This window comes from Streptomyces sp. NPDC005955 (assembly GCF_042871255.1).
Lineage (GTDB): Bacteria > Actinomycetota > Actinomycetes > Streptomycetales > Streptomycetaceae > Streptomyces.
Genome location: NZ_JBIAIF010000011.1, coordinates 99,503 through 125,975, shown reverse-complemented (window position 1 = coordinate 125,975; position 26,473 = coordinate 99,503). Strand labels below are relative to the sequence as shown.

General features: G+C 70.2%; 25 protein-coding genes, 1 tRNA gene and 2 pseudogenes. 6 read left to right on the top strand and 22 right to left on the bottom strand.

The window, feature by feature from the left end; translation table 11 throughout:
* The 3 genes from ACFYOU_RS24730 to ACFYOU_RS24720 form a co-directional block, all read right to left on the bottom strand.
* A complete protein-coding gene (locus ACFYOU_RS24730) occupies positions 1 to 1,077 on the bottom strand; it encodes an extracellular solute-binding protein (RefSeq protein WP_391308562.1) in 1,077 nt (358 codons plus the stop codon).
* Between the two features lie 77 nt (positions 1,078 to 1,154).
* On the bottom strand, positions 1,155 to 1,952 hold the full coding sequence (locus ACFYOU_RS24725) for an ABC transporter permease (protein WP_389771806.1): 798 nt from the start codon (positions 1,950 to 1,952) through the stop codon (positions 1,155 to 1,157).
* Positions 1,949 to 2,821 (bottom strand): ABC transporter permease subunit, encoded by an 873-nt coding sequence (locus ACFYOU_RS24720; protein WP_391308560.1) that lies wholly within the window; start codon positions 2,819 to 2,821, stop codon positions 1,949 to 1,951. Before ACFYOU_RS24720 ends, ACFYOU_RS24725 begins: the two co-directional genes overlap by 4 nt.
* A 254-nt stretch (positions 2,822 to 3,075) precedes the next feature.
* Here ACFYOU_RS24720 and ACFYOU_RS24715 point away from each other — a divergent pair, with 254 nt between their 5' ends.
* Positions 3,076 to 3,561 carry an Lrp/AsnC family transcriptional regulator gene (locus ACFYOU_RS24715; protein WP_385490402.1) on the top strand — a complete coding sequence of 162 codons (486 nt, stop codon included), beginning with the start codon at positions 3,076 to 3,078 and terminating at the stop codon, positions 3,559 to 3,561.
* Positions 3,562 to 3,597: 36 nt separating this feature from the next.
* Here ACFYOU_RS24715 and ACFYOU_RS24710 read toward each other — a convergent pair whose 3' ends face one another.
* From ACFYOU_RS24710 to ACFYOU_RS24690, 5 genes are all read right to left on the bottom strand, one after another.
* Entirely contained in the window at positions 3,598 to 4,074 is a 477-nt protein-coding gene (locus ACFYOU_RS24710; protein ID WP_385490405.1) for an Lrp/AsnC family transcriptional regulator, read from the bottom strand.
* A 136-nt stretch (positions 4,075 to 4,210) separates the two neighbouring features.
* Entirely contained in the window at positions 4,211 to 4,492 is a 282-nt protein-coding gene (locus ACFYOU_RS24705; RefSeq protein WP_389771801.1) for a heavy-metal-associated domain-containing protein, read from the bottom strand.
* 175 nt (positions 4,493 to 4,667) lie between these two features.
* Positions 4,668 to 6,737: a DHA2 family efflux MFS transporter permease subunit gene (locus ACFYOU_RS24700; RefSeq protein WP_391308557.1), complete on the bottom strand. Its 2,070-nt coding sequence runs from the start codon at positions 6,735 to 6,737 to the stop codon at positions 4,668 to 4,670.
* Positions 6,738 to 6,833: 96 nt separating this feature from the next.
* Positions 6,834 to 7,628 carry a precorrin-6A synthase (deacetylating) gene (gene cobF, locus ACFYOU_RS24695; RefSeq protein ID WP_391308556.1) on the bottom strand — a complete coding sequence of 265 codons (795 nt, stop codon included), beginning with the start codon at positions 7,626 to 7,628 and terminating at the stop codon, positions 6,834 to 6,836.
* A 55-nt stretch (positions 7,629 to 7,683) separates the two neighbouring features.
* Complete coding sequence (locus ACFYOU_RS24690; protein WP_391308554.1) at positions 7,684 to 8,202, bottom strand: DUF309 domain-containing protein; 519 nt, start codon at positions 8,200 to 8,202, stop codon at positions 7,684 to 7,686.
* 127 nt (positions 8,203 to 8,329) lie between these two features.
* Here ACFYOU_RS24690 and ACFYOU_RS24685 point away from each other — a divergent pair.
* Positions 8,330 to 8,403, top strand: a tRNA-Pro gene (locus tag ACFYOU_RS24685).
* Positions 8,404 to 8,600: 197 nt separating this feature from the next.
* A complete protein-coding gene (locus tag ACFYOU_RS24680) occupies positions 8,601 to 8,768 on the top strand; it encodes a hypothetical protein (protein WP_391308552.1) in 168 nt (55 codons plus the stop codon).
* 47 nt (positions 8,769 to 8,815) lie between these two features.
* On the opposite strand, the gene ACFYOU_RS24675 is transcribed toward ACFYOU_RS24680, so the two are convergent.
* A complete protein-coding gene (locus tag ACFYOU_RS24675) occupies positions 8,816 to 10,918 on the bottom strand; it encodes a BTAD domain-containing putative transcriptional regulator (RefSeq protein WP_391308550.1) in 2,103 nt (700 codons plus the stop codon).
* 243 nt (positions 10,919 to 11,161) lie between these two features.
* Here ACFYOU_RS24675 and ACFYOU_RS24670 point away from each other — a divergent pair, with 243 nt between their 5' ends.
* Positions 11,162 to 11,701 carry a hypothetical protein gene (locus ACFYOU_RS24670; RefSeq protein ID WP_391308548.1) on the top strand — a complete coding sequence of 180 codons (540 nt, stop codon included), beginning with the start codon at positions 11,162 to 11,164 and terminating at the stop codon, positions 11,699 to 11,701.
* A gap of 441 nt (positions 11,702 to 12,142) precedes the next feature.
* Here the strand turns inward: ACFYOU_RS24670 and ACFYOU_RS24665 are convergent.
* The 5 genes and pseudogenes from ACFYOU_RS24665 to ACFYOU_RS24645 form a co-directional block, all read right to left on the bottom strand.
* A pseudogene (locus tag ACFYOU_RS24665) lies at positions 12,143 to 13,258 on the bottom strand (IS110 family transposase).
* A 437-nt stretch (positions 13,259 to 13,695) separates the two neighbouring features.
* A complete protein-coding gene (locus ACFYOU_RS24660) occupies positions 13,696 to 14,814 on the bottom strand; it encodes a LuxR C-terminal-related transcriptional regulator (protein ID WP_391308547.1) in 1,119 nt (372 codons plus the stop codon).
* A gap of 263 nt (positions 14,815 to 15,077) precedes the next feature.
* Entirely contained in the window at positions 15,078 to 15,242 is a 165-nt protein-coding gene (locus ACFYOU_RS24655) for a GNAT family N-acetyltransferase (protein WP_391308545.1), read from the bottom strand.
* Positions 15,212 to 15,514, bottom strand: coding sequence for a hypothetical protein (locus ACFYOU_RS24650; protein WP_385752873.1), 303 nt, complete (start codon positions 15,512 to 15,514; stop codon positions 15,212 to 15,214). Before ACFYOU_RS24650 ends, ACFYOU_RS24655 begins: the two co-directional genes overlap by 31 nt.
* 99 nt (positions 15,515 to 15,613) lie before the next feature.
* A pseudogene (locus ACFYOU_RS24645) lies at positions 15,614 to 15,925 on the bottom strand (YbaK/EbsC family protein); the annotation flags it as partial.
* A gap of 193 nt (positions 15,926 to 16,118) precedes the next feature.
* Here ACFYOU_RS24645 and ACFYOU_RS24640 point away from each other — a divergent pair.
* Positions 16,119 to 16,742 (top strand): IS701 family transposase, encoded by a 624-nt coding sequence (locus ACFYOU_RS24640; RefSeq protein WP_391308544.1) that lies wholly within the window; start codon positions 16,119 to 16,121, stop codon positions 16,740 to 16,742.
* Entirely contained in the window at positions 16,739 to 17,254 is a 516-nt protein-coding gene (locus ACFYOU_RS24635; protein ID WP_391308542.1) for a transposase, read from the top strand. Before ACFYOU_RS24640 ends, ACFYOU_RS24635 begins: the two co-directional genes overlap by 4 nt.
* Positions 17,255 to 17,357: 103 nt before the next feature.
* Here ACFYOU_RS24635 and ACFYOU_RS24630 read toward each other — a convergent pair whose 3' ends face one another.
* From ACFYOU_RS24630 to ACFYOU_RS24595, 8 genes are all read right to left on the bottom strand, one after another.
* Positions 17,358 to 18,092: an SDR family oxidoreductase gene (locus tag ACFYOU_RS24630; protein WP_391308662.1), complete on the bottom strand. Its 735-nt coding sequence runs from the start codon at positions 18,090 to 18,092 to the stop codon at positions 17,358 to 17,360.
* Complete coding sequence (locus tag ACFYOU_RS24625) at positions 18,092 to 19,666, bottom strand: GMC oxidoreductase (RefSeq protein ID WP_391308540.1); 1,575 nt, start codon at positions 19,664 to 19,666, stop codon at positions 18,092 to 18,094. Before ACFYOU_RS24625 ends, ACFYOU_RS24630 begins: the two co-directional genes overlap by 1 nt.
* Positions 19,653 to 20,282 carry an HAD-IIIA family hydrolase gene (locus ACFYOU_RS24620; protein WP_391308538.1) on the bottom strand — a complete coding sequence of 210 codons (630 nt, stop codon included), beginning with the start codon at positions 20,280 to 20,282 and terminating at the stop codon, positions 19,653 to 19,655. The genes ACFYOU_RS24625 and ACFYOU_RS24620 overlap by 14 nt, the downstream gene beginning before the upstream one ends.
* Positions 20,279 to 21,523, bottom strand: coding sequence for an MFS transporter (locus tag ACFYOU_RS24615; protein ID WP_391308536.1), 1,245 nt, complete (start codon positions 21,521 to 21,523; stop codon positions 20,279 to 20,281). Before ACFYOU_RS24615 ends, ACFYOU_RS24620 begins: the two co-directional genes overlap by 4 nt.
* Positions 21,524 to 21,636: 113 nt before the next feature.
* Entirely contained in the window at positions 21,637 to 22,512 is an 876-nt protein-coding gene (locus ACFYOU_RS24610) for a TIM barrel protein (RefSeq protein ID WP_391308535.1), read from the bottom strand.
* A gap of 38 nt (positions 22,513 to 22,550) precedes the next feature.
* Complete coding sequence (locus tag ACFYOU_RS24605; RefSeq protein ID WP_391308661.1) at positions 22,551 to 23,978, bottom strand: FAD-dependent oxidoreductase; 1,428 nt, start codon at positions 23,976 to 23,978, stop codon at positions 22,551 to 22,553.
* A gap of 103 nt (positions 23,979 to 24,081) precedes the next feature.
* Positions 24,082 to 24,930, bottom strand: a complete 849-nt coding sequence (locus ACFYOU_RS24600) for a GNAT family N-acetyltransferase (RefSeq protein WP_391308533.1) — start codon at positions 24,928 to 24,930, stop codon at positions 24,082 to 24,084.
* A 244-nt stretch (positions 24,931 to 25,174) separates the two neighbouring features.
* Positions 25,175 to 26,422 carry a DegT/DnrJ/EryC1/StrS family aminotransferase gene (locus tag ACFYOU_RS24595; RefSeq protein ID WP_391308531.1) on the bottom strand — a complete coding sequence of 416 codons (1,248 nt, stop codon included), beginning with the start codon at positions 26,420 to 26,422 and terminating at the stop codon, positions 25,175 to 25,177.
* Positions 26,423 to 26,473 lie beyond the last annotated feature (51 nt).

Below are 26,473 nucleotides of genomic sequence, written 5' to 3'. Positions count from 1 at the left end.
TCAGGACGCCTTCACCTTGGTCCAGCCCTGCTGGAAGTGCTTCATCGCGGTCCCCGGGTCGAGCAGGAAGTCCGCGTTCTTGATCGACTCGTCGGACGCGTAGATCGCCGGGTTGTCCAGGGCCTTCTTGTCCTTGATGAGGTCCCGGGCCTTGGCGTTGGTGCTGGCGCTGCCGCCGTCGTCGGTGGCCATCGCGGCGATCTCGGGGCGCAGGGTGAAGTTGATGAACTCGTACGCCGCGTCGGTGTTCTTGGCGCCCTTCGGGATGGACAGGCCGTCGGTCCAGATCGAGCCGCCCTCCTCCGGGATGACGTAGTGCACGTTCTCGTTGGCCGCGACGACCTTCGCCATCGCGGTCCCGCTCCACGCCTGCGCGGCGCACGCCTGGCCGGAGGAGAGCAACTGCGGGTAGTTGGTGGAGTTGTAGCCCGCGAGGATGTCCTTCTGGTCCTCCAGCGCCTTGGTCGCGGCGGCGATCTCGCCCTCGTCGGTGCTGGTGGCGCGCGAGCCGGTCACCTGGAGGCCGGCGATGTAGGCCGCCAGCATGTTGTCCAGCATGTAGACCTTGCCGCGGTGCTCCTTGTCGAACAGGGTCTTCCAACTGGTCGCCGAGTCGATGCACTTGTCGTTGTAGGCGAAGCCCGTGGTGCCCCAGATCCACGGGATGCTGTACTTGTTGCCCGGGTCGTAGGTCGGGTCCCGGAACTTGTCCGCGAGGTTGTCCAGGCCCTTGACGCGGGAGTGGTCGAGGGGCTGGATCAGCTTCTGGCCGACGAGCTGCTGGACCGTGTACTGGCTGGGCTCGACCAGGTCGTACCCCGCCGAACCGGAGCTCAGCTTGGCGGTCATGGTCTCGTTGCTGTCGAAGGTGTCGAGGGTGACCTCGATGCCGGTCTCCTGCTCGAACTTCTTCACCACCGACTCGGGGATCTCCCCGGCCCAGGCGTAGATGTTGAGCTTCTTTCCGCCGCCCGAACCGGCATCGGAGCCGGAGTCGGAGCAACCGGTGACGACGAGGGCCGTGACGGTGGCGACGGAAGCGGCCAACAGGGTTCTGGAGACGCTCTTCTTGCGCATGAGGGTGCCTTTCGCGGAGCCGGTGTGGGAAGGCCGGGGGAGGAGGGAGGGGACGGCGAGCGGGCCGGGGAGGGGGCCTAGCCGCGCTTGCCGCCGAGCAGCACCTGACGCATCTGGCGCAGGCCCACGCCCAGGATGATCAGGAGGGTGAAGAGCACGAGCAGGGTGCCGAGCGCGTTGATCTCGGGGGTGAGCCCGCCCTTGAGCATCGAGTACACGCGCAGCGGGAGGGTGGTGGAGCCGATGCCGTTGGTGAACGTCGACATGACGATGTTGCCGAAGGAGATGGTGAAGCAGAGCAGCCAGGCGGCGAGCAGCGGTTGCCGCAGCAGCGGCAGGGTCACCCGCCGGAACGCCTGCCAGGGCCCGCAGCCCAGGTCGGTCGCGGCCTCGTTGAGGGAGGGGTCGAGCGCGTTGTACGCGCCGAGCACGATCAGGGCGGCGTAGGGCAGGGTCACCACCAGGTGGCCCAGGACGAGGGTCGTCATCCCGAGGGTCGCGCTCATCGCGCCGAAGACGGACAGCAGGGCCACGCCCAGCACGATCTCCGGAATGATCAGCGGGAGGAACAGCCCGCCCGAGAACACGGCCTTCCACCGGGTCGCGAGCCGGGCCATGCCCATGGCGGACAGCAGCCCGCACAGCGTGGCCAGGGTCGCGGAGATCAGGGCGACCTCCGCGCTGACCCGCAGGGCGGCCAGCAGTTCGGTGTTGTCGGCGAGAGTTCCGTACCAACGGGTGGAGAACCCGGCCCACTTGTAGGTGACCTCGGAGTCGTTGAACGACAGCACGACCACGACGACGATGGGGATGTAGAGGAAGGCGATGACGCCCCGGGCGAGCCAGGCGGTCACGGTGTCGAGGGCGTGTTTCATGCGGTCTTCCTCCTCAGCCGCCGGGCGGCGAGTCCGAAGACCGCCATCGAGGCCACCATCAGCACCAGCAGGACCACGGAGGCCGCGGCGCCCATCGGCTGATTGCGGAACTCGGTGTACAGGGTCACGATCAGGTTGCCGACGAGTTGGTCGCGTCCGCCGCCGAGCAGGACGGGGATGACGAACACGCCCAGGGTCGGGATGAAGGTGAGCAGTGCCGCCGCGAGCATGCCGGGACGGGCGATCGGGAGCAGGACCCGGGTGTGCACCCGCCACCAGCCGCAGCCGAGGTCCCGTGCGGCCTCGCCCAGGGAGTTGTCGACCCCGCGCAACGAGGCGTAGATCGGGAAGATCGCGGTGGGCAGGAACGCGTACACCAGCCCGATGAAGGACGCCCCCTGGCTGGGTATCCACTGGGTGGGCCCGTCGGTGAAGCCGATGGCGTCGGTGAGGCTGTTGACCGGCCCGCCGGGGCTCAGCAGGTTGATCCAGGCGAACGTCCGGACCAGGAAGTCGGTCCAGAACGGCACGATGATCAGCAGCAGGAGGAGCATCTGGCGCTGCGGGGGCCGGCTGGCGAGGTAGTACGAGACCACGTAGCCGAGGACCAGACAGACGGCCGTGTTGAGGGCCGCCATGCCGAGGCTGTAGCCGAAGACCTTGAGGTAGATCGGCTCCATCAGGTCCTGGTAGTTGGCGAGGGTGAATCCGCCCGTCACCCCGCCGTACGCGTCGGCCGAGGCGAAGCTGTTGCGCACCACGAGGAACAGCGGCACCAGCACCAGGCCGATCACCGTGATGCCGGCCGGGGCCAGCAGCGCGGTGGTCACGGCGGTCCGGCCCGCGGGCCGGGGGGCGGTCGCCGTCACCGGGACGTCCGACGGCCGGTCCGGTCGGGCGGAGGGGTCGAGTGCATGTCGCGGTTCTCCTAGGTCCGGGGCGGGTTCGTGTTGGAGAACAGCGTCGATGATTGGCCACTGGCCGAAAAGATGAAGGAGGAACGAATCCCGTGGAAAGTGGCGGTTATTTCCGCGGATCTCGTAGTGGAGGGAAGCGGCGACGGGCGACCCTTGACGTCCGGGGGATAATTGATGCGTGAACCACCTATGGCTGGAGGCGCCTCATGATCGATGACCTGGACCGGCAGATCATCGATCAGCTGAGGGTGGACGGCCGACGCTCGTTCGCCGAGGTCGGACGGACCATCGGCCTCTCCGAGGCGTCCGTGCGCGCCCGCTACCAGCGGCTCCAGCGCAAGGGCGTGCTCCAGGTGGTCGGCATGGTCGACCCGGTGCGCATGGGGGAGATGGAGGTGCACCTCGCGGTGCGCGTCCACCACATCCCGGTGGCGCTGGTGGCCCGTGAACTCTCACGGATGCCGGAGGTGCGCTACGTGGCGTCCTGCGTGGGGCCCTACGACCTGATCGTGGACGTCCGCTGTCGCGATCTGGAGCACCTCGCGGAGCTGCTGACCGAACGGGTGCGCCGGGTGAACGGCGTCGCCCACGCGGAGGCGCTGACCGTGCTGGAGGTCATCAAGGACTCGTACCTGTGGGCCGGCTTCCGGGAGGTGCCGGTGCAGCCCGGGGAGCGCATCATCCCCGGCTGACCCGGGGTGCAGCCGTCCCGTGCGGACGTGGCCGCTTCAGTCCTGGTCGGCGGTGACTCCCTGCCCCACCGCGCTGGCCAGCCCGCTCCACGAGTAGTCCTTGAACAGTTCCAGCAGCAGCAACACCTGCACCCGGGACACGCCGGGCAGCATGCGGATGTCGTCTAGCAGTTGGACGAGCTGGGCCTGGTCGCGACAGGTGCCGTCCAGGAAGATGTCCTGGCTGCCCGCACACAGCGCCACCCGGTTGATCATCGGCATCCCGGACAGCGTCTTCGCCACCGCGCGCGGGGTGAGGTCCCGGACCCGGATCATCAGGCGCACCGACTGGTGGCCCAGGGTCAACGGATTGCACAGGGCCACGATCCGTAGGACGCCGCTCTCCTGGAGCCGCGCCACCCGCTGGCGGATCGTCGTCTCGGACACGCCGAGATCCCGTGCGAGACCGGTGTAGGGGGTCCGGCCGTCACGGGTCAGCGTCTGCACGATCCTGCGGTCTATGTCGTCGAGCACGCCTCCACCATGACATACCCGTCACTTGAGGCAGCTCTTGCCATAGCTGGTCATACCGCGCTCCGGCACCCTCCTCGGGGGTGACGGGGGCGGTGCGGGTCCCGGCCGACCGCCGGCCGGGACCCGCGGCCCCGTTTCAGGCGGCCCGGCCGGTGACCGCGTACCCGGCCTCCTCGACCGCGCGGGAGACCAGGGCGTCGTCCGGCTCGGCGCCGGTGGTCACCGTGACCACGCCCGCCCGGACGTCGACCGCCACGGCCAGGACGCCGTCGAGGGCGCCGACCGCCTTCGAGACCGAGGACTCGCAGCTGCCGCAGGTCATGCCGGACACCTGGTAGGCGGTGGTGCGGCTGTCGGCGGTGATCTCGATGGTCTCGCCGGTCGAGCAGGAGCCGTCGGTGGAGCAGCAGGACGACATGGTGGTTCCTCCGGGAAAGCAGGTGCGGACGGGGTGCGGACGGAAGGAGGTCAACGCCCCCCGAGAAACCCCTAGGGGGTATCTCCCGTCCTGATCTTTATACCCCCACCCGGTATCCATCGGCAAGCGGTGCATCGATACCGCGGCCGAACGCGCCCGAGGTGCGCGGGCCCGCCTACCCCGACGCCGCGCGCGCCAACGGCACCCCGGACATGTCCTCCGTCAGCAGCCGCTTGGAAATGCTGTCCACCGCGGCCCGCAGCGCGGCGTCCGGCGGCCGGTCACCGTCCCGCTCCAACCGTTCGTCGAGCCACTGCGCCCACGCCCGCGTGATCGCCGCGGCCTCCCGCTCCCCGGCCGCCGTCTGCGAGAACAACGACCCGGACCGGGTCAGGAACCCCTCCTCGACCATCCGCTCGAAGACCGGCACCAACACCTCGGGCGGCATGTGCCGACGGGCCGCGATCAGCCCGAGGCTGGCGTGCCCGACGAGCCGGTGGAGCATCTCGACCTCCATCACCGCCCACGCGCCCGCCGGATCGAGCCGGGTGTCCGACTCGACGACGATCCGCCGCGCGGTATCGGGCCCCGCCGTCCGCAGCACGTTCGCGACCGCCACCTCCAACAGCCGCTGGGAGTCCCCCGACGACGGCTGCGCGAAGCCCTCGCCCAGGTCCGACGACCCCATCCGGGCACTGTCCCGCAAGGGCACCTCACGCAGGAACAGCGCCACCAGGAAGCCGAGCAGCGCCACGGGGACCGTCCACAGGAACACCGTTTGCAGCGACTCCTGGTACGCGTGCACGATCGGCGCCGACGCGTCCGCGGGCAGTCGGTGCAGCCCCTCCGGACTCAGCGCGGCCCGCCCCGCCGTCGCCGCGTCCACGGCGCCCGTGCGGGCCGCCTCCGCCACCCCGTCCGCGAGGTTCGGCCGCAGCGCGTTGGTGTAGATCGTGCCGAAGACCGCCGTGCCGAACGCACTGCCCAACGTACGGAAGAACGTCACCCCGGAGGTCGCCGTCCCCAGATCCGCGTAGTCCACGGTGTTCTGCACCGCGATCGTCAGCACCTGCATCGACAGGCCGATCCCCGTGCCGAGGACGAACATGTACAGCGACGCCAGCCACGTGCTCGTTCCGCTCCCCATCAGCGACAGCAGGTACAGACCCACCGCCATCACCAGCGAACCCACGATCGGGAAGATCCGGTAACTCCCCGTCCGGCTCACCACGTTGCCGCTGAAGACCGACGCGATGAGCAGCCCGATCACCATGGGCAGCGTCCGCACCCCCGACACCGTCGCGGAGTCCCCGTCCACGTACTGGAGGTACGTCGGCAGGAACGTCATCGCGCCGAGCATCGCGAACCCCACGATGAAACTCAGCACCGAACAGACCGTGAACACCGGATCGCGGAACAGCCGCATCGGCAACATCGGCTCGGCGGCCCGCGACTCCACCCAGCAGAACCCCCCGAGCGCCACCACCCCGCCCACGAAGAGCCCCATGATCACCCCGGAGCCCCAGGCGTACTCGTTCCAGCCCCAACTCGTCGCCAGGATCAACGCGCTGGCTCCGACCGCGACCAGTGCGATCCCCAGGTAGTCGATCACCGGCCGGGACGCCGACCGCACCACCGGGATCGTCCGGGCCGCCGCGATCACCACGACGATCGCGATCGGCACATTGACGTAGAACGCCCACCGCCACGTCAGATGGTCCGTGAACAACCCCCCGATCAACGGCCCGATGACCGTCGCCACCCCGAACACGCCGCCGATCGCACCCTGGTACTTGCCCCGCTCCCGCAACGGGATCACATCCGCGATCAGCGCCATCGACGTGACCATCAGCCCGCCCGCGCCGATGCCCTGCACCCCCCGCCACAGGATCAGCAGCGTCATGTTCGTCGCCAGCCCGCACAGGAACGAACCCGTGATGAAGACGACCGCCGACACCTGGAAGACGACCTTGCGCCCGAACAGGTCACCGAACTTGCCGACGAGCACCGTCGCCACGGTCTCCGCCAACAGGTACGAGGTCACCACCCACGACATGTGGTCGGCGCCCCCGAGCTCCGACACGATCGTCGGCAGCGCCGTCCCCACGATCGTCTGGTCGAGCGCCGCCAGGAGCACCCCCAGCAGGATCGTCACGAACACGACGTTCCTGCTCCGCTGGTCCAGGACCGGCGCGGACACGGCCGCGGGCCGGACGGGCGCGGCCGGGTCGTCGGTGGTGGTCACGCACAGCAGCGTCACACCCCGCGTCCCCGGGCGCACCCGGGGCCATCCGTCCCGGTGACGAGCGGCACCCGGCCGCTCCGGTGCCCGCCGGACCGGCTACGCCCCGGTCGACCCCGGGCGTCGCCGCAACAGGTACGTGTCCATGATCCAGCCCTTGCGCTCCCGGGCCTCGGCCCGCACCCGCTCGATCTCCGGGCCCACCCGGGCGAGCGGCCCGGACACCAGGACCTCGTCCGGCGTCCCGAGGTAGGCACCCCAGTACACGTCCAGGCCCTCCGCCTCGGCCGAGGCGTACAGCTGCCGGAACGCCTGCTGCCCGTCCAACATCACCACCACGTCGTCCACCCCCTCGGGGAACCCCCCGGCCAGCAGCCGCCCCGTGGTGATCTGCACCGGCCGACCCACCCGGGTCAACCCCGTGCGGTGCCGCGCCACCAACGCCGAAACGCTGCTCACCCCGGGTACGACGTCGTACGTGAACTCCACCGCACCCCGCGCGAGCACCTCGTCGAGCACCGCGAGGGTGCTGTCGTACAGGGCCGGGTCGCCCCACACCAGGAACCCGCCCACCCCGTCCTCGCCCAGCTCCCCGCGGATCAGCTCCGCACAGACCTCCGCCCGACGCGCCCGCCAGTCGTCCACGGCGGCCGGATACGCGGCCCCGTCCGCCCGCCGGTCCCGCTCCGGGTCCCGCACCGACACCACCCGGTGCGCCGAGGGGTCCGGCAGATGGGCGTCGAGGACGTCCCGACGCAAGCGCAACAGGTCGGCCGTGGTCGCGCCCTTGTCCAGCAGGAAGAACACGTCGGTGCCCCGCACCGCCTTGACCGCCTGGAGGGTGAGGTGCTCGGGGTCGCCCGCACCGATGCCGATGACGTGGATGTGTCGCACCCTCCGAGTGTGCCGCACCGGGACGGTCCCCCACAGGCCGGCCCCCGCCGGCCGCTCAGCCGGAACCGGTGAGCCGGGGCGCGTGCGCGGCGGCGTCCACCGGAGCCGGATCCGCCTCCAGCCGCTCCGCCAGCCGGTACGCCCAGCGGGCCAACCCCACGAGGTCGAGCCCGTGCGTGCGGAACCCGTCAGGCCCCGCCGACCACTGCTCGATCACCGACGCCCCGCGCCGCAGCAGCAGGGCCCCGCCCTTCGCGTTCCCCCGCGCGCCGTGCGTCAGCCCCACGGCCAGTTGGGCGAGCCCCCGCCACAGTGCGCGCTCCTCCTCGGGGCCGCTCTTCCACGCGTCCTCGAACACCTCGTGCGCATGGAACGGCATCCCCCGCCCGAGCAGCCGCTGCGCCTCGGCCACGGTCTCCCCGGGCGTCCGCACCACCCCTTCCGGCTGTCGGGCGACCCCGGCTGCCCCGTACGGCAGGGGTCGCCCGAGCCCGTCCCGCGGGCGACTGCTGCGCGCCCGGCCCGCCTCGTCCCGGTCCCGTCGATCGTCCCGTCGCCCCGCGTCCTGAGTCATCCGCCGATTGTCCCGCGCGGCCCGGCGAACCGCTCCGCCACCACCGGGCCGCCCTGGCACCGGGCACCCGCTCAGGTGGGGTAAAGTTCTTTCTGCGTGATCACGCGGAACACCGCGAGGAGCGCAACGGGACGTGGCGCAGCTTGGTAGCGCACTTGACTGGGGGTCAAGGGGTCGCAGGTTCAAATCCTGTCGTCCCGACTTGCACGTGTGCAGGTCGTAGGCGGTATCGGAGGAATCCGGTGCCGCCTTTTCGTATGTCTCGGGGACGTTGGGGACCACGCGGTCCAGCGGCGTCTTCCGGGGACGGGCTGGACGGCCAGGCCGAGGGGTGCGCGGACGGGGTTGAGGTGGGCGGTGAGGGCTGTCCCGGCGCAGGTGATCTGGGACATGTCGGGGTGGAGGTAACGCTGGCCTTCGACCGTGAGACCTACAAGCACCGCAACGTCGTTGAACGGTGCTTCAACCGCCTCAAGCAGTGGCGCGGCATAGCCACCAGGTACGACAAGACCGCCCAGCCCTACCAAGCAGCCGTCACCCTCGCATCGCTCCTGATGTGGGCCTGACACTTTGACGACAACCCCTAGTGCGGGTTCGTACCGGCCCTGCACGCTCAGGGTGGTGGCCAGGTTGTTGCGGGTGTGGCCCTCGCCGCTGCGGTCGCCGGTCCGTCGTGCCGTCGCGACGCCGACCGGTCCGCCTCCACTCGGTCCGCCGGGTACGGGCCAGCCTGGAAGTGGCTCCGGAGCACCACGGGCAGCTGCCCGGCGTGGCCGTCGAGGCCGTGCTCGGCGGCGTACCGGACGATCTCCAGCAGGTTGGGGTGCTCGATCTCGCACCACCGCCGCGCCTCGGCCGGAGTGGTGAAATTCGCCGGCTCGTACCAGGGGCCCACGACGGTGAGCGGCAGGCGCTGGCGCTGCGGGGTGAGCAGGCGTGCCGCCGCCTCCGCGTGGTGCAGGTACCAGGAACAGAGGCGTTCCCGGGCGGCGGCGCGTTCGTCGGGGCCGGTTTCGGCGGTGGCACGTTCGGCGGCGTAGCAGCGCAGCAGGTCGTGCAGGCGGTAGCGGTCCGGTCCGGCGGGGTTGACCAGGTGGGCGGCGGCGAGATGTTCGAGTACCGGCCTGGTCCCGGCGGTGGCCGAGCCGGAGAGCGCGGCGGCCGCGGTCGTGCTGATGCAGCTGTCGGGGGCCAGGCCGAGTAGTCGGAAGAGCCGCTGGGGGGCGGGTTGCAGGGCGCGGTAGGAGAGGTCGAAGGCCACCCGGAGGGCGGAGGTGGCGTCGCCGTCAATCTGAAAAGCCGTCAGGCGATTTTCTGAGTCGTGCAGTTCGGCTGCGTGTTCCGCCAGGGTGCGGTGGGGTCGTTCCGCTAGGCGGCCCGCGGCGATGCCGAGGGCGAGCGGCAGGTGGCCACAGGCGGCGGCGAGTTCGGCGGCGGCGCGGGGTTCGGCGCGGGTGCGGTCGGCTCCGGTGATCCGGGCGAGCAGTTCCACGGCATCGGGCTGGGGGAGTACATCGAGCACCAGCCGCCGGGCGCCGTCGCAGGCGGTGAGCCCGGCCAGCCCGTCCCGACTGGTCACCAGGGCCAGCGAGCCCGCGGAGCCGGGCAGTAGTGGCCGGACCTGCTCGGCGCTGTGGGCATTGTCGAGCAGTACCAGAACCCTGCGGTCGGCGAGCAGCGACCGGTACAGGGCGGCGCTCTCGTCGATGGTGCCAGGTATCCGCTCGGGGTCGGTGTCGAGGGCCCGCAGGAAGCGGGCCAGCGCCTCGTACGGGGCCAGCGGCGGGCCGAAGGCGTACCCGCGCAGGTTGACGTAGAGCTGGCCGTCAGGGAAATGCTCGCGGACCTGGTGGGCCCAGTGAACGGCGAGGACGGTCTTGCCCGTCCCGGCGCCGCCGGTCACCACGTCGATGCCGGCGGCGACGGCCGGGCCGGCGAGGCCGCCGTCGAGGGCACCGAGTTCCGCTCTCCGTCCGACGAAGGTGGCCAGTGCGGGCGGCAGTTGGGCGGGCCTGGGGGCCTGCTGCCGGGGGCGGGTCGAGGGGGCGGCCGGGACGTGGTCGCCCTTCAATAACTCCCTTTGCAGGAGCTGGAGTTCAGGGCCGGGGTCGAGGCCCAGTTCGTCGGCCAGCCGTCGGGCGAACCGGCCGTATGCGGCGAGCGCGTCGGCCTGTCGACCCGCCCGGTGCAGGGCCCGGACGAGCTGTGACACGAAGCGGTCCCGGAGTGGGTGTTCGGCGACCAGTGCGGTCAGTTCCGGGACGATCTGGCGGTGCCGGCCCAGTTCGGCCTCCAGGTCGAGGCAGTTCTCCCAGGCGGTGAGTCGAAGCTCGTTCAGTGCCACCGAACCGGCGGCCAGCAGGCTGCCGGACAGCCCGTCCAGCACCGGGCCGCGCCACAGGCTCAGCGCAGAGCGGAACTCCTGTACTGCGGCGACGGGTTCACCGTGCTCGGCCAGTTGGCGCGCCACCGACACCCGGTGGGCGAAGGTCCGGGCGTCCACCTGGTGACCGTCCGGTGCGATCCGGTAGCCGGGTCCGTCGGTGAGCAGCGCCGGCGGCCCGTCCTGGGCTGTGGCGAGCTTGCGCCGCAGCAGCCCTGCCAGGTTCCGTACCTGGCGGTGCGCCGTGGCCGGCGGTTCGTCGTCCCAGACCGCGTCGACCAGTCGGGCCACAGGGACGACGGCGCCGGCGTTCAGCAGCAGGACGGCGAGCATACGCTCCTGCTTGGCCCCTTCCGTCCGGGCCCGCCTTCCGTCGTCAGTCCACACTTCCAGTGGCCCCAGAATCCTGAACTCCATCTGTCCCTCTCGTGGTTGGCCGACGTCGAGTCGACTCAGTGCTTTCGAAGCCCCGTGACCACTCGGTGACGGAATCGTGTCAGCTTCGTGCAGGTGCTTGGGAGTCTTCTTCCACTGGCCCCGCAAGGGCCGGTTTCCTCACACTCAAGGAGCAGTCGGATGAAGCGTGTGAAGCGGACCGCAGCCCTGGCCGTCGCCCTTGGCCTGGCCCTGGTTCCCCTCTCGGTGGGTACCGCGCAGGCCGCCGGGCCGGCGACCCACAAGGGGATGACCTGGCAGACGCTGGGCACAGGCCCCGACGGGACCGTCCGGGTCGGCGGTCCGGCGCACCTGACGTCGAGCGACCCGTACAACGGCGACACCCTTCCGTCCGTCTCGCTGCCGGTCCTCTGCATCAACGTGGACGGCAGCCCGGCGCCGGAGGGCATCAGCCTGGGCTTCTACAACGGTTGGGCCGGCGGCACCGTCGCGCTCAGCCCGTCGGTGAAGGGCTCCCGGCTGAACAGCCAGGCCGCGGCCAACAGCGTCTGCTCGGCGGCCTTCGGTATCGGCTGGCGCCAGGCCGAGTTCCACGACGGCCGCTACGGTGCGGACCTGGAGAACGTCGGAGGGTGGAGCTTCTGGGCATACGGCAACATCGCCCCCAATGCCCGCTTCTGGACCGCCATCAACGACCAGCAGGCCAACCCCTGGAACTGACGGCGGCACAGTAGCGTGACCGGCCGGGCGGGCAGTGAGTAGTCCGCCCGGCCGTACCGCCGTCGATTCCGGTTTCGGTCCGGAGCCCTTGGGGCACGGCGCGAGGGCTCCCGTACGAGTGGCCCGGTCACCCTCGGGTGGCCGGGCCACTCGGCGGTGCGGGAGGCCGGGCGGGGGTCTGACCGGTCGGCGGGGACTCCGGGGTGAGGGACACGTGGCATGGGGCGGGAACTCCTCTGCCGGGGAACTGTCATGGGTGCGGGGCGGCGGACCCCGTTGCAGGGGTGGTGCACCGGGACAGACTTTCCCATTCGGCGGCGACCGGTGACATCCCAGGTTTGCGGGGGGCCCATCTGCTTCGTCAGCCCTGGTGGGGTGGATTCGTTGGGGTTCCCGGCGGGTCGGGTGCGGTGCGCTGGAGCAGGCAGAGCGGGCGGGTTGTCAGGCCGCGCGGGCGAGGGCGCGGGGTTCGTGGCAACTGCCGGTGCGGATCATCGCGTGGATGACGTTGACCCGTTGCCGGTCGCGGCGGAGCACGGCCTGGGTCTGGGTCTTGCCGCGGGCGCGCTGGCGGTCGTAGTAGATCCGGGAAGACGGGTCGCTCTTGCAGCCGATCGCGGCGAACGCGGCTTGGAACAGGGCCCGTTTGAGGAGTCGGTTGTCCCGGTGGGGTGCGTGCTCACCGCGGATCGAGGTGCCCGAGGACTTGATGGCCGGAGCCAGCCCGGAGCAGGAGGCCGGGTGTCCGGCGGTGGGGAAGGTGGTGCCGTCTCCGATCGCCACGATCACGGCGGCGGAAGTCCTGACGCCCATACCGGGCGGCGACGTCAGGAGGCGGAAGAGAGGGAGGGTCTCCGCAGGGCGGCGATCTCCTGCTCGTCCAGCGCCTCGAAGATCTCGCTGGTGAGGTGATGGGCCTTGCGCCAGCCGTGCGCCCTGAGCAGGGCCTCGGCCCTGACCCGCCCCAGCTCCTGATCTTCGCGGGCGAGCTGTGCCGGGTCAAGAGTGCCTGGATGTAGGGTGGTAGGCCAGGCGCTTGCCCAGAACCCGTTCCGGGGAGGGGCGGATCTGGGAGAGCAGGCCGCGCAGCCGGTTGGTGGTGCGGTTGACCTCCCCTGCGAGGTCGTTGTCGTAGCCGGTGAGCATGGTCAGCGCGGCCAGCGTCTCGTCATCCAGGTCGATCGCACGCAGGGTGTGCGGCATCGTGCGGGCCGTCTCGGCGATCACGAAGGCGTCGCGGGCATCGGTCTTGGCCTCGCCCGGGTATTGGTCGGCGGCCCGCCGCATCAACAGTCCAGGCAGGCAGGCGACCCGGCAGCCCGCCGCACGGGCCACCGTCAGCGGCAGAGCGCCGATGTTGGCGACCTGGTCCACGACCACCAGCACAGTGCCGAACATCTCCACCAGCTTGTTGAACAGTCCCAGCAGTTTCCGCTCGGTGTTCGGCAGCCGTTTGTCGTGCACAGTTCCGCCATCCCCGGTGCGGCCATGGGCGTGGTGGAACTCCTTGACCAGGTCCAGGCCAATGAAGAGATCCATCGCGGTGGTGTCGACCATGTGCGCGTGCCTCTCGCCTCTCGCTCTGCTCAACTCCTGGCCGTCCCCGCGGCACCACACGCCGGCAACCACGTCAAGCAGACATCCGCACCCGTTGAAAAGGTCCGGCGTTGCGCCGGGCCAGGCGGTCGTCAGGCTCCTCATCAGCGGTCAAGCGGTGCCCCGAAGCCCGGCGGCAACACCCCCGAGGTCATCCACTTCGACAGGGGGCACACAGCCATACCGGGCCCGGAAGCCAGGCGCCCCATTGCCGGGCCACGAAAAAGGTAACGGGGGAGGGCTCGACGACCTCTTCCCTGTGGTACGGAGACAACCTGTTGCGGACCGTTCCTCGGCACAGCCCCAGTTCAACGGCCTGGGGCTTTCGTTCTGTCGCGGCTCGTGCCGGGTCTCGGGGTGGGGTGGGTAGAGCTGGGGCGGGATGGTCGGGCGGGGCGTCAGGCCGGGGGACGGCCGAGTCCGGCGTTGTACGGGGCCGCGAGGAGTGCGACGAGTTCGCGGCGGCTGCGTACGCCGGTCTTGGTGAAGGCCGACTTCAGGTGGTCCTGGACGGTGGCTGGGCTTAGGAAGAGCCGCTGTGCTATGTCCCTGGTGCTCAAACCCCGTACTGCCTGAAGGACCACCTCCTGCTCGCGGGGGGAGAACCGGTGTGCCAGCAGGGACAGCGGGATGACCTCGACCGGGCTCGCGGGCTGGGCGACCAGGGCGACGCTGCCCCGCGGGCACTCGTCGAGCAGCGAGGCGTGGACGGAGAGCCACTGACCGTTGGGGCGGCGCAGCCGGGTCCAGGCGTGGGAGCCCGCCTTCCCGGAGGTCGCGTGGGCGCGGGCTCGCTCGGAGAGGTAGACCAGTGCGGTCGGTACTCCGGCGGGGCGGTACTGCGTCTCGGAGAGCTCCTCGAACAGTTGCCGGGCCCCGGAGTCCGCGGAGGTGAGCCGACCGGTGGGGCCGATGACGGCGACCCCCATCCAGTACGGTCCGTGCTGCGGGTCCGCTCGGAGGTTCTGCCCGTGAGGGATGCCTGCGGTGGGCCGCGCATAGTCGCGCAGGGCGGCGGCCACAGCCCGGGCGGCCCGTTCGGCCAGTCTCTGCTCGTTCACGCCGAAGGGCGCCGATCCGGCCTCGCGCATCATTGCGGCGGCTCCCCATAACCCGCCGCCGACATCGAAGTTCATCCGCAGCTCGTCGCCGTGCCCGTATTCGGCAAGCAACTCCCTGTAGCGCACGCTGTGTTCAGGGCGGCCACCGGTGGCGCGGTGGACGGTCTCCACGATGCGGCCGGCGGCCCGGATGTCGACGAACCGAGTGGTGTCTTCGGACCACATCTCCAACCAGATGGCGTGCTCGAAGGGGGTCGGCTGCAGGCCCTCGGCAACGGTGGAGGTCAGGAAGCCGGTGACCGGATCGGCCCCGTGCAGACAGCCCGCTTCACACCCGAGAGCGGGCCTGAGGACGGTGAGGAGCTGCCGGAAGAACTGTTCCAGAGGTAACTTCGCTGCCGCCAGATCGTCGATCTCTCCCAGCATCCGGCGTCCCCTGTCACGGAATGAGGTCATCTCCTAACCATAGGGCTGAGGTTGGCGTGCCCCCCGGATTCCTGGGATGTCGCCGGTTGCCACCGGCATAGAAGGTCGGTCCTGACGCTGGCTGCCACACAAGTTGCTTGATCGGTCATCACCCTTGGCTACGCCCAAAGGAGTTGCTGACGGGCTCCACCTCATGGCCGATCGTCCGGTCGTCGGCCTCCTCCACTCTGAGTGGCTGCGGCGAAAGCCCGCTCGGCGATCGCTTCCTGGCCGATTGGTCGACAGATTCCCGATCATGTACTGGACCATTTGAGATGAACAGCGGTCTCGTGGAACCCAAGAGCACGATAGAGGTCGGCCGCTCTGTGGGTCGGCACGGTCACTTCGACGTCCTTCGCCTTTCGGGCCTTTGCCTGTGCGGCCCGGATCAGCGCGGAACCCGTACCACGGCCCCGCATCGGCTGGGCCAGGGTGAGTTCGAGCAGTTCGAGGATCGTTCCGCCGGCGAACAGGGTGGGGGCATGCGCACCGCGAGCAGGTACCCGACCACGCACGAGTCCTGCTCGGCGACCAGGAACTCAGCGTTGCCATCCGAGGCGGCCTCGATGATCTGGGGGAACGTGGCGCCGTCGAAGACCACTCGGTCGGGCCGATAGCTCGTCACGAACCCGCTCAGCAGACGGTAGATGTCATCGGCGTCCGAGGGCGTGGCGTCACGGATGGTCGTCATGCTGGCTCGTCTGCCGAGAGATCGGCGCTCGACGCCGTAGCGGCCCCCGGGACGGCTGCCATGAGCTCTGCCGCCTCGATTTCTATCTGCGTCGGCCCGACCGCTGCCGCAGTGCACACGCCCCAGTCTGCTGACCGATCCGTCGAACACCACCACCGCAGCCCGGTCCGCGGACACAGGACACACCCCGCCCGGCTGCATCCCCGCCCGCGCCAGCCGCCGGGCATCGGCAGGAGAGAGGTCGCCTCGGCGGACCCCGGCTGCGCGGGCGAGGGCGCCATACCGCAGCCGTGCATGGCCGGGCAACGCCGCCAGCAGGAGACGGTCCTCGGGAGTGGCGAATGCCAAAGTCTTGACCGTCCGCCCCAGCGGAACGCCCAACGCGGCGCAGACCTCCACCGGGCTGGTCACGTCAGAGTGCTCGTGCAATCGGAAGGACACCCCGAGCGAAGCGAGGATCTCCGGTGGACCAATGGGTGCGAGACCATTCACCCCGCCGAGACTACCGTGCAGAGTAAGGGAGTTGATCGCCTTTAGCGGAGCGGAAGTCGGCCACGCCGCTCGACCTGGACCTACCCGCGGTTGGAATCTCAACCCGCGATTGGTGCGACGGGATCAGCGGGCGAAGGGCCTGCTGTATCTGCGGGGTCTGCTGCTGGACGGACGGCGGAAGTCGATGCAGCCCATGGCCGGACGCCTTGGTGTTGATCATCAACAGTTGCAGCAGTTCATGACCTCCTCGCCCTGGCCTGTCCAGGACGTGCGGGCCCACCTGGCGTGGAGGGCGGTCCGCGTGGGGCGTCCGCAGGTATGGGTGGTGGACGACACCGGCTTCCCCAAAGACGGGATCTCCTCGCCGGGGGTGGCCCGGCAGTACTCGGGCACTCTGGGGAAAGTCGGCAACTGCCAGATCGGGGTCAGTGTTCATGCCGCCTCGGACACGGCCTCGTGTCCGTTGTCGTGGCGGCTGTTCCTGCCTGCTGTGTGGGACGATCCGGACGCTGCGGCCCGCCGGGCTGTGTGCCGCATCCCGGCGGGTGAGGGTCACCGCCCGAAGTGGCGGCTCGCGCTGGAGATGCTGGATGAACTGGCCGCCACCGGGCTACGGCCGGCAGTACTCGTCGCCGACACCGGACACGGCGCGAACGCGGACTTCCGGCACGGCCTGGAAGCCCGCGGCCTTGCCCATGTCCTGCAGGCCAAGGGTGAGATGACCCCCATGGCGTGACTGCCGAGCCGTATCAGCCCGTCTACAGCGGGCTCGGCCCCCCGCCCCTGCCCCGCTACCGCACCCGCCCCGTTTCCTTACGCGACCACATCATCGCCGCAGGCCGCCACCAGGGTCGGGCGGTGACCTGGCGCAAGGGCTCCAGGGCGGCGATGAGCTCGCACTTCGTACTCCTGCGCGTCCGCCTCGCAGGACGGCGTCCCAAGCCCGCCGCCGACGGCACGATCCCCCTCACCTGGCTGATCGCCCAGTGGCCCGATGGTGAAACAGAGCCGGTCAAGTACTGGATCTCAAACCTGCCGGAGACCATCCCCGCGAAGGATCTGATCCGGCTCGCGAAGTCACGCTGGCGAATCGAGCACGACTACCGCGAACTCAAAGCCGCTCTCGGGCTGGACCACTTCGAGGGCCGCTCGTTCACCGGCTGGCACCGGCACGTCACCCTCGTGACCGCCGCCCACCTCTTCCTCACCGAAGAACGCACCCACCCAAAAGCCCCTGCCAGGGCCTGACCCTCTACCAGACCCTGGCAATCCTCCAACACCTCATCGCCACCTGGACCGGCACCTGCCCCACCTGCCGACAACCCACTCCATGGCAGCCCTACGACACCACCTATGACCCTGGCCCCGCTTCGTACGCGCGTTTTGCGAGGGCGTCCGCGGCGGTGTACCCACCGTCCACGGTGATTTCCGTACCGGTGACGAAGCGAGCGCCATCGGTGAGCAGAAACGCCACGACCGAGGCGATGTCATCCGGAAACCCATTGCGCCCCAGCGGAGTCAATCCGGCTGATTCCGCGGGTGCGTCGCCGTCGATATGGCAGGGTGATACGGCGTTGACCCGGATTCCGGACGGCCCGAGCACATTGGCGAGGCTCTTCGTGAGGTTGGTGAGCGCGGCCTTGCTCGCCGCGTAGGCGAGTGAATCGAATGAGCCCACGCTCCCCGCCGTGCTGGAGATGTTGATGATCGAACTGCCGGGCGGCATGGTCGGGGACAGCGCGATCGCGGTGGCCAGGGGGCCCCGCAGGTTGACGTCCAGCACGCTGTCCCACGAGTCCAGACTGGATGCCCACGGCGTGAACTCGATGACGCCGGCGTTGTTCACGAGCCCGTGGAAGGGACCGGTGGCGGCCAGCCGGCCGAGCGTGGCCGCTGATTCCTCCCGGTCGAGGTGGTTGAGGTGGACCATCTCCCCGACGCCGAGGGCGCGGAGTTCTTCCGCGTCGTCCGCGCCGGTGTGGTATGTGCCGACGACGCTTGCTCCGCGCCTGGCCAGATCGAGCGCGATGCCCCGGCCGATGTCCTTCGACGCTCCGGTGACCAGGATGCGCTTGTCCGCGAACATCACGCGTCCGCCTCCGCTGCCACCCGGTGCGGCTGCGGGCCGTGATCGGCGGCCAGGACGTGGGCCAGCCGCCGCGCCAGAGCCAGGGTGGTGAGCGAGGGGTTGGCAGCACCCATGCGGGGAAAGGTCGCCGGGCCGCAGGCGTAGAGGCCGGGGACGGCGGCGAACATATGGCGGTCGTCGAGTACGTCGCCCAGCGGCAACGTGCAACCCTCGTGGTCCTCGGTGCCCAACAGGCTTGACCAGGTGAAAGGCCCTTCGGACGCCTCCGTGCCGATCGACTCCGGCAGCACGAACGCGTTGGTGCGCAGCGGGCGGTCGAAGTCGTCGAAGGCCAGGGGCGCGGGGGTGAGGCCGAACTCGGCGGCCAGCTGGAGCCACACCTCGTCCAGCACCCGTCGCTGGCGGGCGACCACGTCCCGGTCGACCGGGGCCAGCTCGGCTGTCACAGCGGTGCGCCACGGGAACCCGGGGGTCGGCTCGCACGTCACATGGCTACCGCTCCCGGGCACCTGCTCCCCGGTGAGCCGCACGTCGAATTGAAGGATGCCGGGTTCGGGCCGTACGACCGTGATGAACAGGTTCGACCGGTGGCCGTCCTCGCACGCGGTCACATACGAGCCGGAGGCGATGTCCGGCAGCCCGCGGGATGCCCGGTCATCGCGCACGCGCAGGAAGAAGCCCTGGACGATGTGGTCGGTCAGCCCGTCCAGCCGGGGCGGGCGGCCGGGGTCGACCGCGCACAGCGCCTGGATGGCTAGCCTGCTGCTCTCGATGGTCCCGGCGGCAAGGATCACCGAGTCCGCGGAAATCCGGCGGGCCTCGGCGTTCGGGCCGGCTTCCCGGACGAGGACGCCGCAGGCTCGACCGTCTTTGACGTCGACCGCGAGGACGTCGGTGTCGCACAGGAACCGGATGCCGCGCGGGGCCTCCAGCGCGGCGCCCGTCACCGGGTGCCGCCAATGGTCCAGCGGGGAGTAGGCGTACCAGCGGCCGTCGTCGCCGAACCGGGTTTCGGCCTGCGGGGTGCGGACGAGACGGAATCCTCCGAGTTCCAGAGCCGGTTGCTGCGAGTTGAGCGGGGCCGGATCTACGCCGAGTTCCGCGGCGACCCGCTCGTAGAGCGGTACGCCGCCCAGCCACGAGCCGCGCAGGTCCGCCACGACCTGCTCCGGCCAGTCGGCCAGCGCCCAGTTCTCCACCGGCAGCGACGCGCCGTACCAGTACAGCGAACGTCCACCGAGGCGCTTGCGCAGGCCGGTGGTAACGGCGTAGTGCGGGGCGGATTCCGATGTCCAGCAACGCTGGAAGTGCGGGTCGACGACGGGGTCGAGGAAGGTACGCAGCGCTTGATCGGGCCGGTGCGCGGAGTTGATGTGCAGCAGATCCCGCGCGGGTCCGCCTTCGACGACCAGGACGTCGTCGACACCGAGAGCGGCCAGTCGCCAGGCTACTTCGAGCCCCGCGAGCCCCCCTCCGACGATCACTATCCGGAAGTGCGGGTCTTCGGCGTCCGGAGCCGCAGCAGGCCATTGCCATGCGGCGGGGCGGGGCGAGAGGTCAGTTGTCGGCACGGTGGTTCTCCATGGAGTTCGTCGGGTCAGGTATGCGGTCTGCGGAGCTTGCCCAGGCCGCGATGGCGGTGAGCGCCTCGGCGGTCGTGGGTCGGTGCAGGGTCGGTGCGATACCGGTGAGGGGCTTCGGACCGACGAGAGCAGTGCGGGTTCCGGCGCGGCGGCCGGCCTCGATGTCACACGCGGAGTCGCCGACCATCCACGAGGAGGACAGGTCGCGGTCGAGGTCGCGGGCGGCCTGGTGGAGCATTCCCGGGGCGGGCTTGCGACACGGGCAGGCGAGGGAGAACCGCGGCACGGTACCGCTTCGGTGGTGCGGGCAGAGGTAGATCCCGTCCAGCCGAACCTGGTGGTGCGCCAGGAGTTCCCGCAGCCGGTGGTGCATCGGTGCGATGGCGGCCTCGTCGACCAGGCCGCGGGCCAGTCCGCTCTGGTTGGTGACCACGATCAAGGCGAAACCGGCCTGCTGGAGGACGCGTAGCGGTGGCCCGATGCCCGTCTGGAGTATCAGGTCCTCGGGGCGGGACGGGTAGTGGCGGGGTTCGGTGAGAGTGCCGTCGCGGTCGAGGAACACCGCCGGCCTCCGAAGGGCACGGGTGCGCGCGGGGGCGGTCATGTTGCCACCTGCCCCTTGTGCGGGGTCAGCGGCGGGGCGCTGCGGACGGACGGGCTGATGGTCGCGCAGACCGCTGTGACGAGCATGACGGCGGTGAGGGCGAGGACGGCACCGGTGGGGCCCGCCGTGGTCAGCAGCAGCCCGGCGCCGAGGGAGCCGATGGGCATGGCCCCCCAAGCGAGGGTCATTGCCGCGCTGGTGACCCGGCCCAGGAGCTCGTTGGGGACCAGGAGCGCGCTGTAGCTGATGATCACGACATTCCACAAGGGGCTGATGAAGGCGGTGGCCGCGCCTATCACCCCGATGAGCAGGGGGTTGGTGGTGAGAAGGAAGAGCGGTAAGAGGGCGGCCCAGATCCAGTTGACTCCGATGATGACCATTCTGGGCGTGAAGGAGCGATGAGCCCGGCCAGCGACCAGTGCGCCGACGAGTCCGCCGCCGGCGTAGATGCCGAGCATGGTTCCGATGGTGCCGGAGGTGGCACCGTGGCGTTGGGCGAGGACGACGATGGTCAGGACGAGTGCCTGGAAGACCAGGTTGGTGGCGGTGATCAGCAGGGTCGCGGTGCGGATGAGCGGGTGGCGCCAGATCCAGCGCAGTCCTGCCATGGTCGCCTGCCGCAGCGGCTCGGTCGGCGCGGTCGTCTTGTTCTGTAGATCCCTGCGGAGGAACAGCAGCGCGATGGAGGCGGCGGCGTAGGAGATCGCATCGGCCAGGAAGGGCAGGGCGCGGTCGATTCCGAAGAGCAGGCCGCCGATCGGTCCGCCGGCCAGGGCGGCACCGCGGTTGCGGGCCTCGTTCTGGGCCACGGCCGCAGGCAGTTGGACGGCCGGGACGATTCTGGGAAGAGCGGCCGTCTCCGCCAGGCTGAAGAACACGAAGCACAGCCCCTGGACGAACGCGACCACAATGAGCTGGGTGATCGTCAGCAGTCCCAGCCAGAGGGTGACCGGAACAGTGGCCAGGGCGAGGCAGGCCAGGATCTCGCTCGTCAGCAGAATCCGATGACGGCTGTACCGGTCCACCAGCGGTCCGGCCGGGAGGTAGGCGATGAGGAAGGGCAGGGTCCCAGCGGCTCCGACCAAGCCCGCGTCGGCGGGCTCTCCTGTCGTGGCCAGGACGAGCAGCGGCATCGCTGTTGAGCTGATCCGGGCGCCGAGGGTGGAAACGACCTGGCCGCTCCAGAGCGTGACGAAGTCGCGGTTGCGCCACAGCGACGGCTCGGCAGCCGTAGAGGTCATGGTTCCTCCGTCGGGTCGGGGGTGGGCAGGGCATGGCACTGCACAGAGATGTACTCCTCGTCGGCCCGGGCTCTTCCTGTTCCTGCGGGACGGCCTGCGAAGACGCCTGCGGATCACTGGTGGGACGGGGTGTGAACCCTGATCAGGTCGCGCAGGTGGTCGGCGGCCCTGGCCGTCTCGGCCAGGAGAATCGACCGCGCGCAGTGCGGTTCGAGCGCGAGGTACCCGTCGTAGCCCGCGGTCGCCAGGCTGTCGACGATCGTCGGCCAGTCCACCTCCCCGGCGCCCAGAGGCGCCGTGTCGTAGGCCCTGCCGTGGTCGGTGTACCGGGTCCAGCCATCGGGCGGGTTTTCCGCCGCCGCCGGGCGTGCGTCCTTCACGTGGGCGTAGCGCACCCACGGCAGCAGCGCGGACAGCGCGTCGCGGGCCGGGGAGACCCCCGCGCAGAGGAAATTCGCGGCATCGAAGTTCAAGCCGAAACATGGCGAGTCGACCCGGGTGAACAGCGCCGCCAACGTGGCCGGCCGTCTACTGATGTCGGAGGCGGCCGGGTCCCATCCGAACGCGTCGAACTCGTTCTCCAGCACGACGACCACTTCTTCGGCCGCGGCATGGTCGAGGACCGGTGCCAGCGCGTCGGCGTACGCCGCGATCGCCCTCTCGTCATCGACCACCGGCGCGTGACCGAAGTAGGTGTTCACCCGGTTGCTTCCGGTCCGTGCCGCCAACGTGATCGCCTCGTGGAGAAGCGGGACGGAGTCCGCCTCGCCGGCACCGTAGAGCTGGCTGGGGGTCGATATGCAGGCTATCCGCAGCCCGGCACGATCCAGCTTGCGGAACGCGGCGTCGGCACCGTCCCGCAGGGCGTTCTTCGGATACCAGAACTCCACCGCGTCGCACTGAGCGGCCCCGGCCATTCCTATCAGGCCGTCCACGCCGTCGGCTTCCGTGAATTCGGTGCCGGACACCGCGATCGACATTCGTTGCATCGGGGACTCCCTGCCTCCTTGGTGCCTGCTGCTGCCCGTCACCGGGCGAGGACCGCTCCCAACCGCTTGCTCAGCGCGAGCGTCGTCATCGACGGGTTCGCCGCTCCGGTGCGTGGCATCACCGACGGACCGCACGCGTACAGACCCGGTACGGCGGTGAACTGCTGTTCCTCGTCGAGGACCTCGCCGAGGGCCAAGGTGCCGGCCTCGTGTTGCTCGGAACCGATCGGGAAGCTGTAGGTACGTGGCGTCGCGGTACGGATCGCTGTCAGCCGGTCGGCGAGGTCCGGCGAACCGTGCCGCGGAGAGAACACAAGGGGGTCGGCCGGAACTCCGAGCGGGCTCGCCACTTCCGCCCACACTTCGTCGAGCAGGTGCTGCTGGCTGGCGCGCACCTCCTCGTCGGCCGCGTCGAGTCCCGCGTGCACCGTCGTCGACCAGGGCCATGCGCCGCTGCCGCCGCACCGCACCCGGCCGTGCGGGCCGCGGCGCTGCTCGCCCATGGTCCAGCTGTCCAAGGTGACCGTGCCGTCCGCGCTCTCGCTGAATCGCACGAACTGGTTGGCCCGGGTACTGGCGGTACCGATGCGATGGTGGATGCGGCCCTCACGAGCAGCCGCCCGGACGGTATCGGGAAGCCGTTCGGCATCGGTGAAGGCGACCGTGAACCCCTGTGAGATCTTGTCCACGAGTCCCGGCAGTTCACGCGGTGCGCCGGTCCCCGAGTCCGCCAGGGCCTGGATCGCCAGCCGGCTGTTCACCACCGTGCCGGCCGCCAGGACCACCCGCTTCGCGCGCAGGTCGCGCAGCTCGCCATCCTCGGTGCGTACCTGCACGCCGATCGCCCTGCCGTGTTCGACACGGACCCCCAGAACCTCATGGCCGGCGAGGATCGGCACCCGGCGCACCCTCGGGTCGCCGTCGTCGCCCTCCCCCCACCATGCCAGCGGGCTGAACGCGCTCCACCCGCCGGCGGGTTCCTCACGGGTGGCGTGCGGCGTGCGGTCGAACTCCAGTTCACCAAGGGTCAGCCTGAGTCCTCCGGGAGGCTTGGCACCCCAATCGACCACGTCGTCGATGACCCGCTGGTACAGCGACGGCCCGCCGTCCCAGGTCTGCGTCAGTTCGGTGGCGATCGCCTGCGGCCACTTCTCGGAGAGGGCCCAGCCCTCGATGGGCAGCAGTACGCCACCCCAGTAGAGCGAGCGGCCACCGACCCGGCGACGCAGGCCGGCCAAGTCCCGGAAGGCCCCGCCGACGGTCTCATACGGACGGCTGAAGTCGGGGTCGGTGTCCGGGCGCAACCAGAGTCGGAGGGCTTCTGCCGAGGAATACTCGGTCTGGATATGGGTGCGGCCTCGATCAGGGCCGGCCTCCAGCACGGCCACCGAATCCCGGCCTCGGCGGCCGAGCTCTGCCGCCGTCGCGAGGCCGGCCATTCCCGCCCCGACCACGAGTGTCTCCACGTCGACCAACGGTCCCACTGGCACCCCACGGTTGTGTGTCGTCTGATGTGTTTTCGTCATGGCGGAGAGGCTGTTCCCTGATGCCCGGGGCGACCGCAACGGGTCACACCCTGCATGGCCGCTCCAGGCTCGCCGACATGGTGAGCGCGCGGCTGCTGGGCAGTTCGCGCTTGTACGCGTAGTCGCCGCGCGTCAGGTCGAAGGTGTCCGCCCCTTGGGCCGCGAGCGCGGAGACCATCGCGGCTGTCAGCAGGTGCCCGGGCGAGTCGCGAGCGTGGCCGGCGTCGTAGGCCGCGCGGTAGGTGTAGTACGTGCGGTCGCGCCAGAAGCCGAACCATCCGGCGAGTAGGGTCTCGTCCAGCCACAACTCGTGCAATCGCGCGGCGCTGGACGGCTCGGCGGCGACGGCTCCGTAGGTCCTGTCGACCACGTCGCCGTCGAACGGCGCCACTACGTCAGGCCGATCACGCCACTGCCGCGCATGCAGGTCGATGAAGGCCGGCAGGCGGGCGGCGACCCGCTCCGGGCTGTCCGCGCAGGTCAGCCGGAGCTTGCCGAGTCGCTCGATCCGGCGGCGCTTGCGCTGTATGCCGCGCCGCTCGCTGACGCGTCGGACGACGTCGGGATCGGTGAGGTCGAGTCGGAAGACCGTGTCCGACGGCTGGAGCACGGCGCCTAGTTCGGACACGGCGCGCAGCAGCGGTCCGTCAGCGATCAGGTTGCACAGTTCCAGCCGGGCACCGAACTCCCGCTGGCACCGGTCGATGGCCTCGGCCACCTCCCCGATGTCGGGCTCGGCGCCGAGGTGCGACGTGTCACCCGCCTCCGCGACCTCGTGGTAGTCGGCCCACGGCCAGGACAAGGGGCGCAGGAGCGCGGTGCTCCCGTCCTGGTGCAACTGCAGTCCGACCACCAAGGTGGGCCGGTCGGGACGCATCGTGTGTACCAGCACCGGGGTCGCGCCTTCGCTCTCCGCCGCCTCACGTATCCACGCTCGCCACCAGCCGCACGTCTGGAACGGCGTACGCGCCGAGAGCCGGTGCGCGTCCAGGAACTCCGTTGCCGCCTGAGCACCGTATGCGAACCCAACCGTGCTCACCCGGTGCTTTCCTTCCAGGGCGACGCGTGCGGGGCTGAGGTCGGCGGCAAGGCCGTCACGGCCGCTTCGCGTGCGGCGCCAGCCTCCCGTTCCCCCCTCATGACACTGCCTTGGCCGCGTCCTCGACGGTGGACCTGAACAGCCGCGCCGCTGCCCCGATCGCCTCGTCGTCGGCGGTCGCGTCGATGCCCACTCCGCTGCCGAGGTAGGAGTCGACCACCCCGACGCTCAACGCAATGGTGCGGTTGAGTAGGTCGTCCGTGCGCGGCAGGCTGCCCAGCGGATAGCAGCGCCGTGTGACGGCGCGGTCCGGTCGGCGGGTGCCGGGCGCCGTCGCGACCAGTGGGTCAGGCTGCAACTGGGACATGTTGGCGTAGTGGTGTTTGCCCGACCGGCTCAGGGTGATCGTGCCCAGGCGCGTTGCCACCTCCTCGGCCAGGGCCGCGGAGGTGAACGTGTACGCCTGCACCGTGGCGCAATCGCCCTCCCGGTCGTGCAGAGGGCGGGGCGTCACCCCGGGTAGGTCGCCGATCGCGTGCACGAACTTGTCCCGGTTGGCACGCAGCGTCCGCAGGATGTCCGGCACCTTGCGCACCTGAGCGAGCGCGAACGCGCCGGTCAGCTCGTGCATCCGGAGATTCAGACCGAACAGCGGCGGCCCGTCGGTGACGCCCAGCCGCAGCGGCGCGGCGCCGTGATCGTGCAGGGCGAACGCGGTCTCGTACAGCTCGTCGTCCTCGGTGAGCAGCACACCGCCGTCCCCCGCTGTGAAGGTCTTGAAGACATTGAGGCTGAACGCGCCGAATCGGCCGAACGTCCCGAGGTGCCGACCGCGGTAGGTGCCGCCACCGGCCTGTGCGCAGTCCTCCACGAGCAGCAGTCCGTGCTCACGTGTGAGGGCATCCAGGGCGTCGAGGTCGCACGGCGCTCCGAGCATGTGCACGGCGAGCACCGCCTTCGTGCGCGACGTGATTCTCGTGGCCACGTCCGCCGGATCGAGCAGCAGGGATTCGTCGATCTCGGCGAGTACCGGCTCGGCTCCCGTATGCACGACCGCGGCGATAGAGGCGATGAAGGTGTAGCCCGGCACGATCACCTCGTCACCCGGACCGACGCCCGCGGCGAGCAGCCCGGCGTACAGCGCGCTGGTGCAGCTGTTCATGCCCAGGCAGTGGCGCGCGCCGGTCAAGGCGCGGAACTCCTGCTCGAAACGCGAAACCTTCGATGGCAGCGCGGAGCCGTCGTGGTCGTCGAAGCGGTACCGGCTGAGCTCTCGCTCGCGTACGACGTCCAACAGCTCGGCCTCTTCTTCGGGGCCGATGCGGGAAAGTCCTGGTCCGGCCATGGTGTTCCTCAATCTCGTCTGGTGCTGTCCTGTGATGCGTGCCCGACTGCG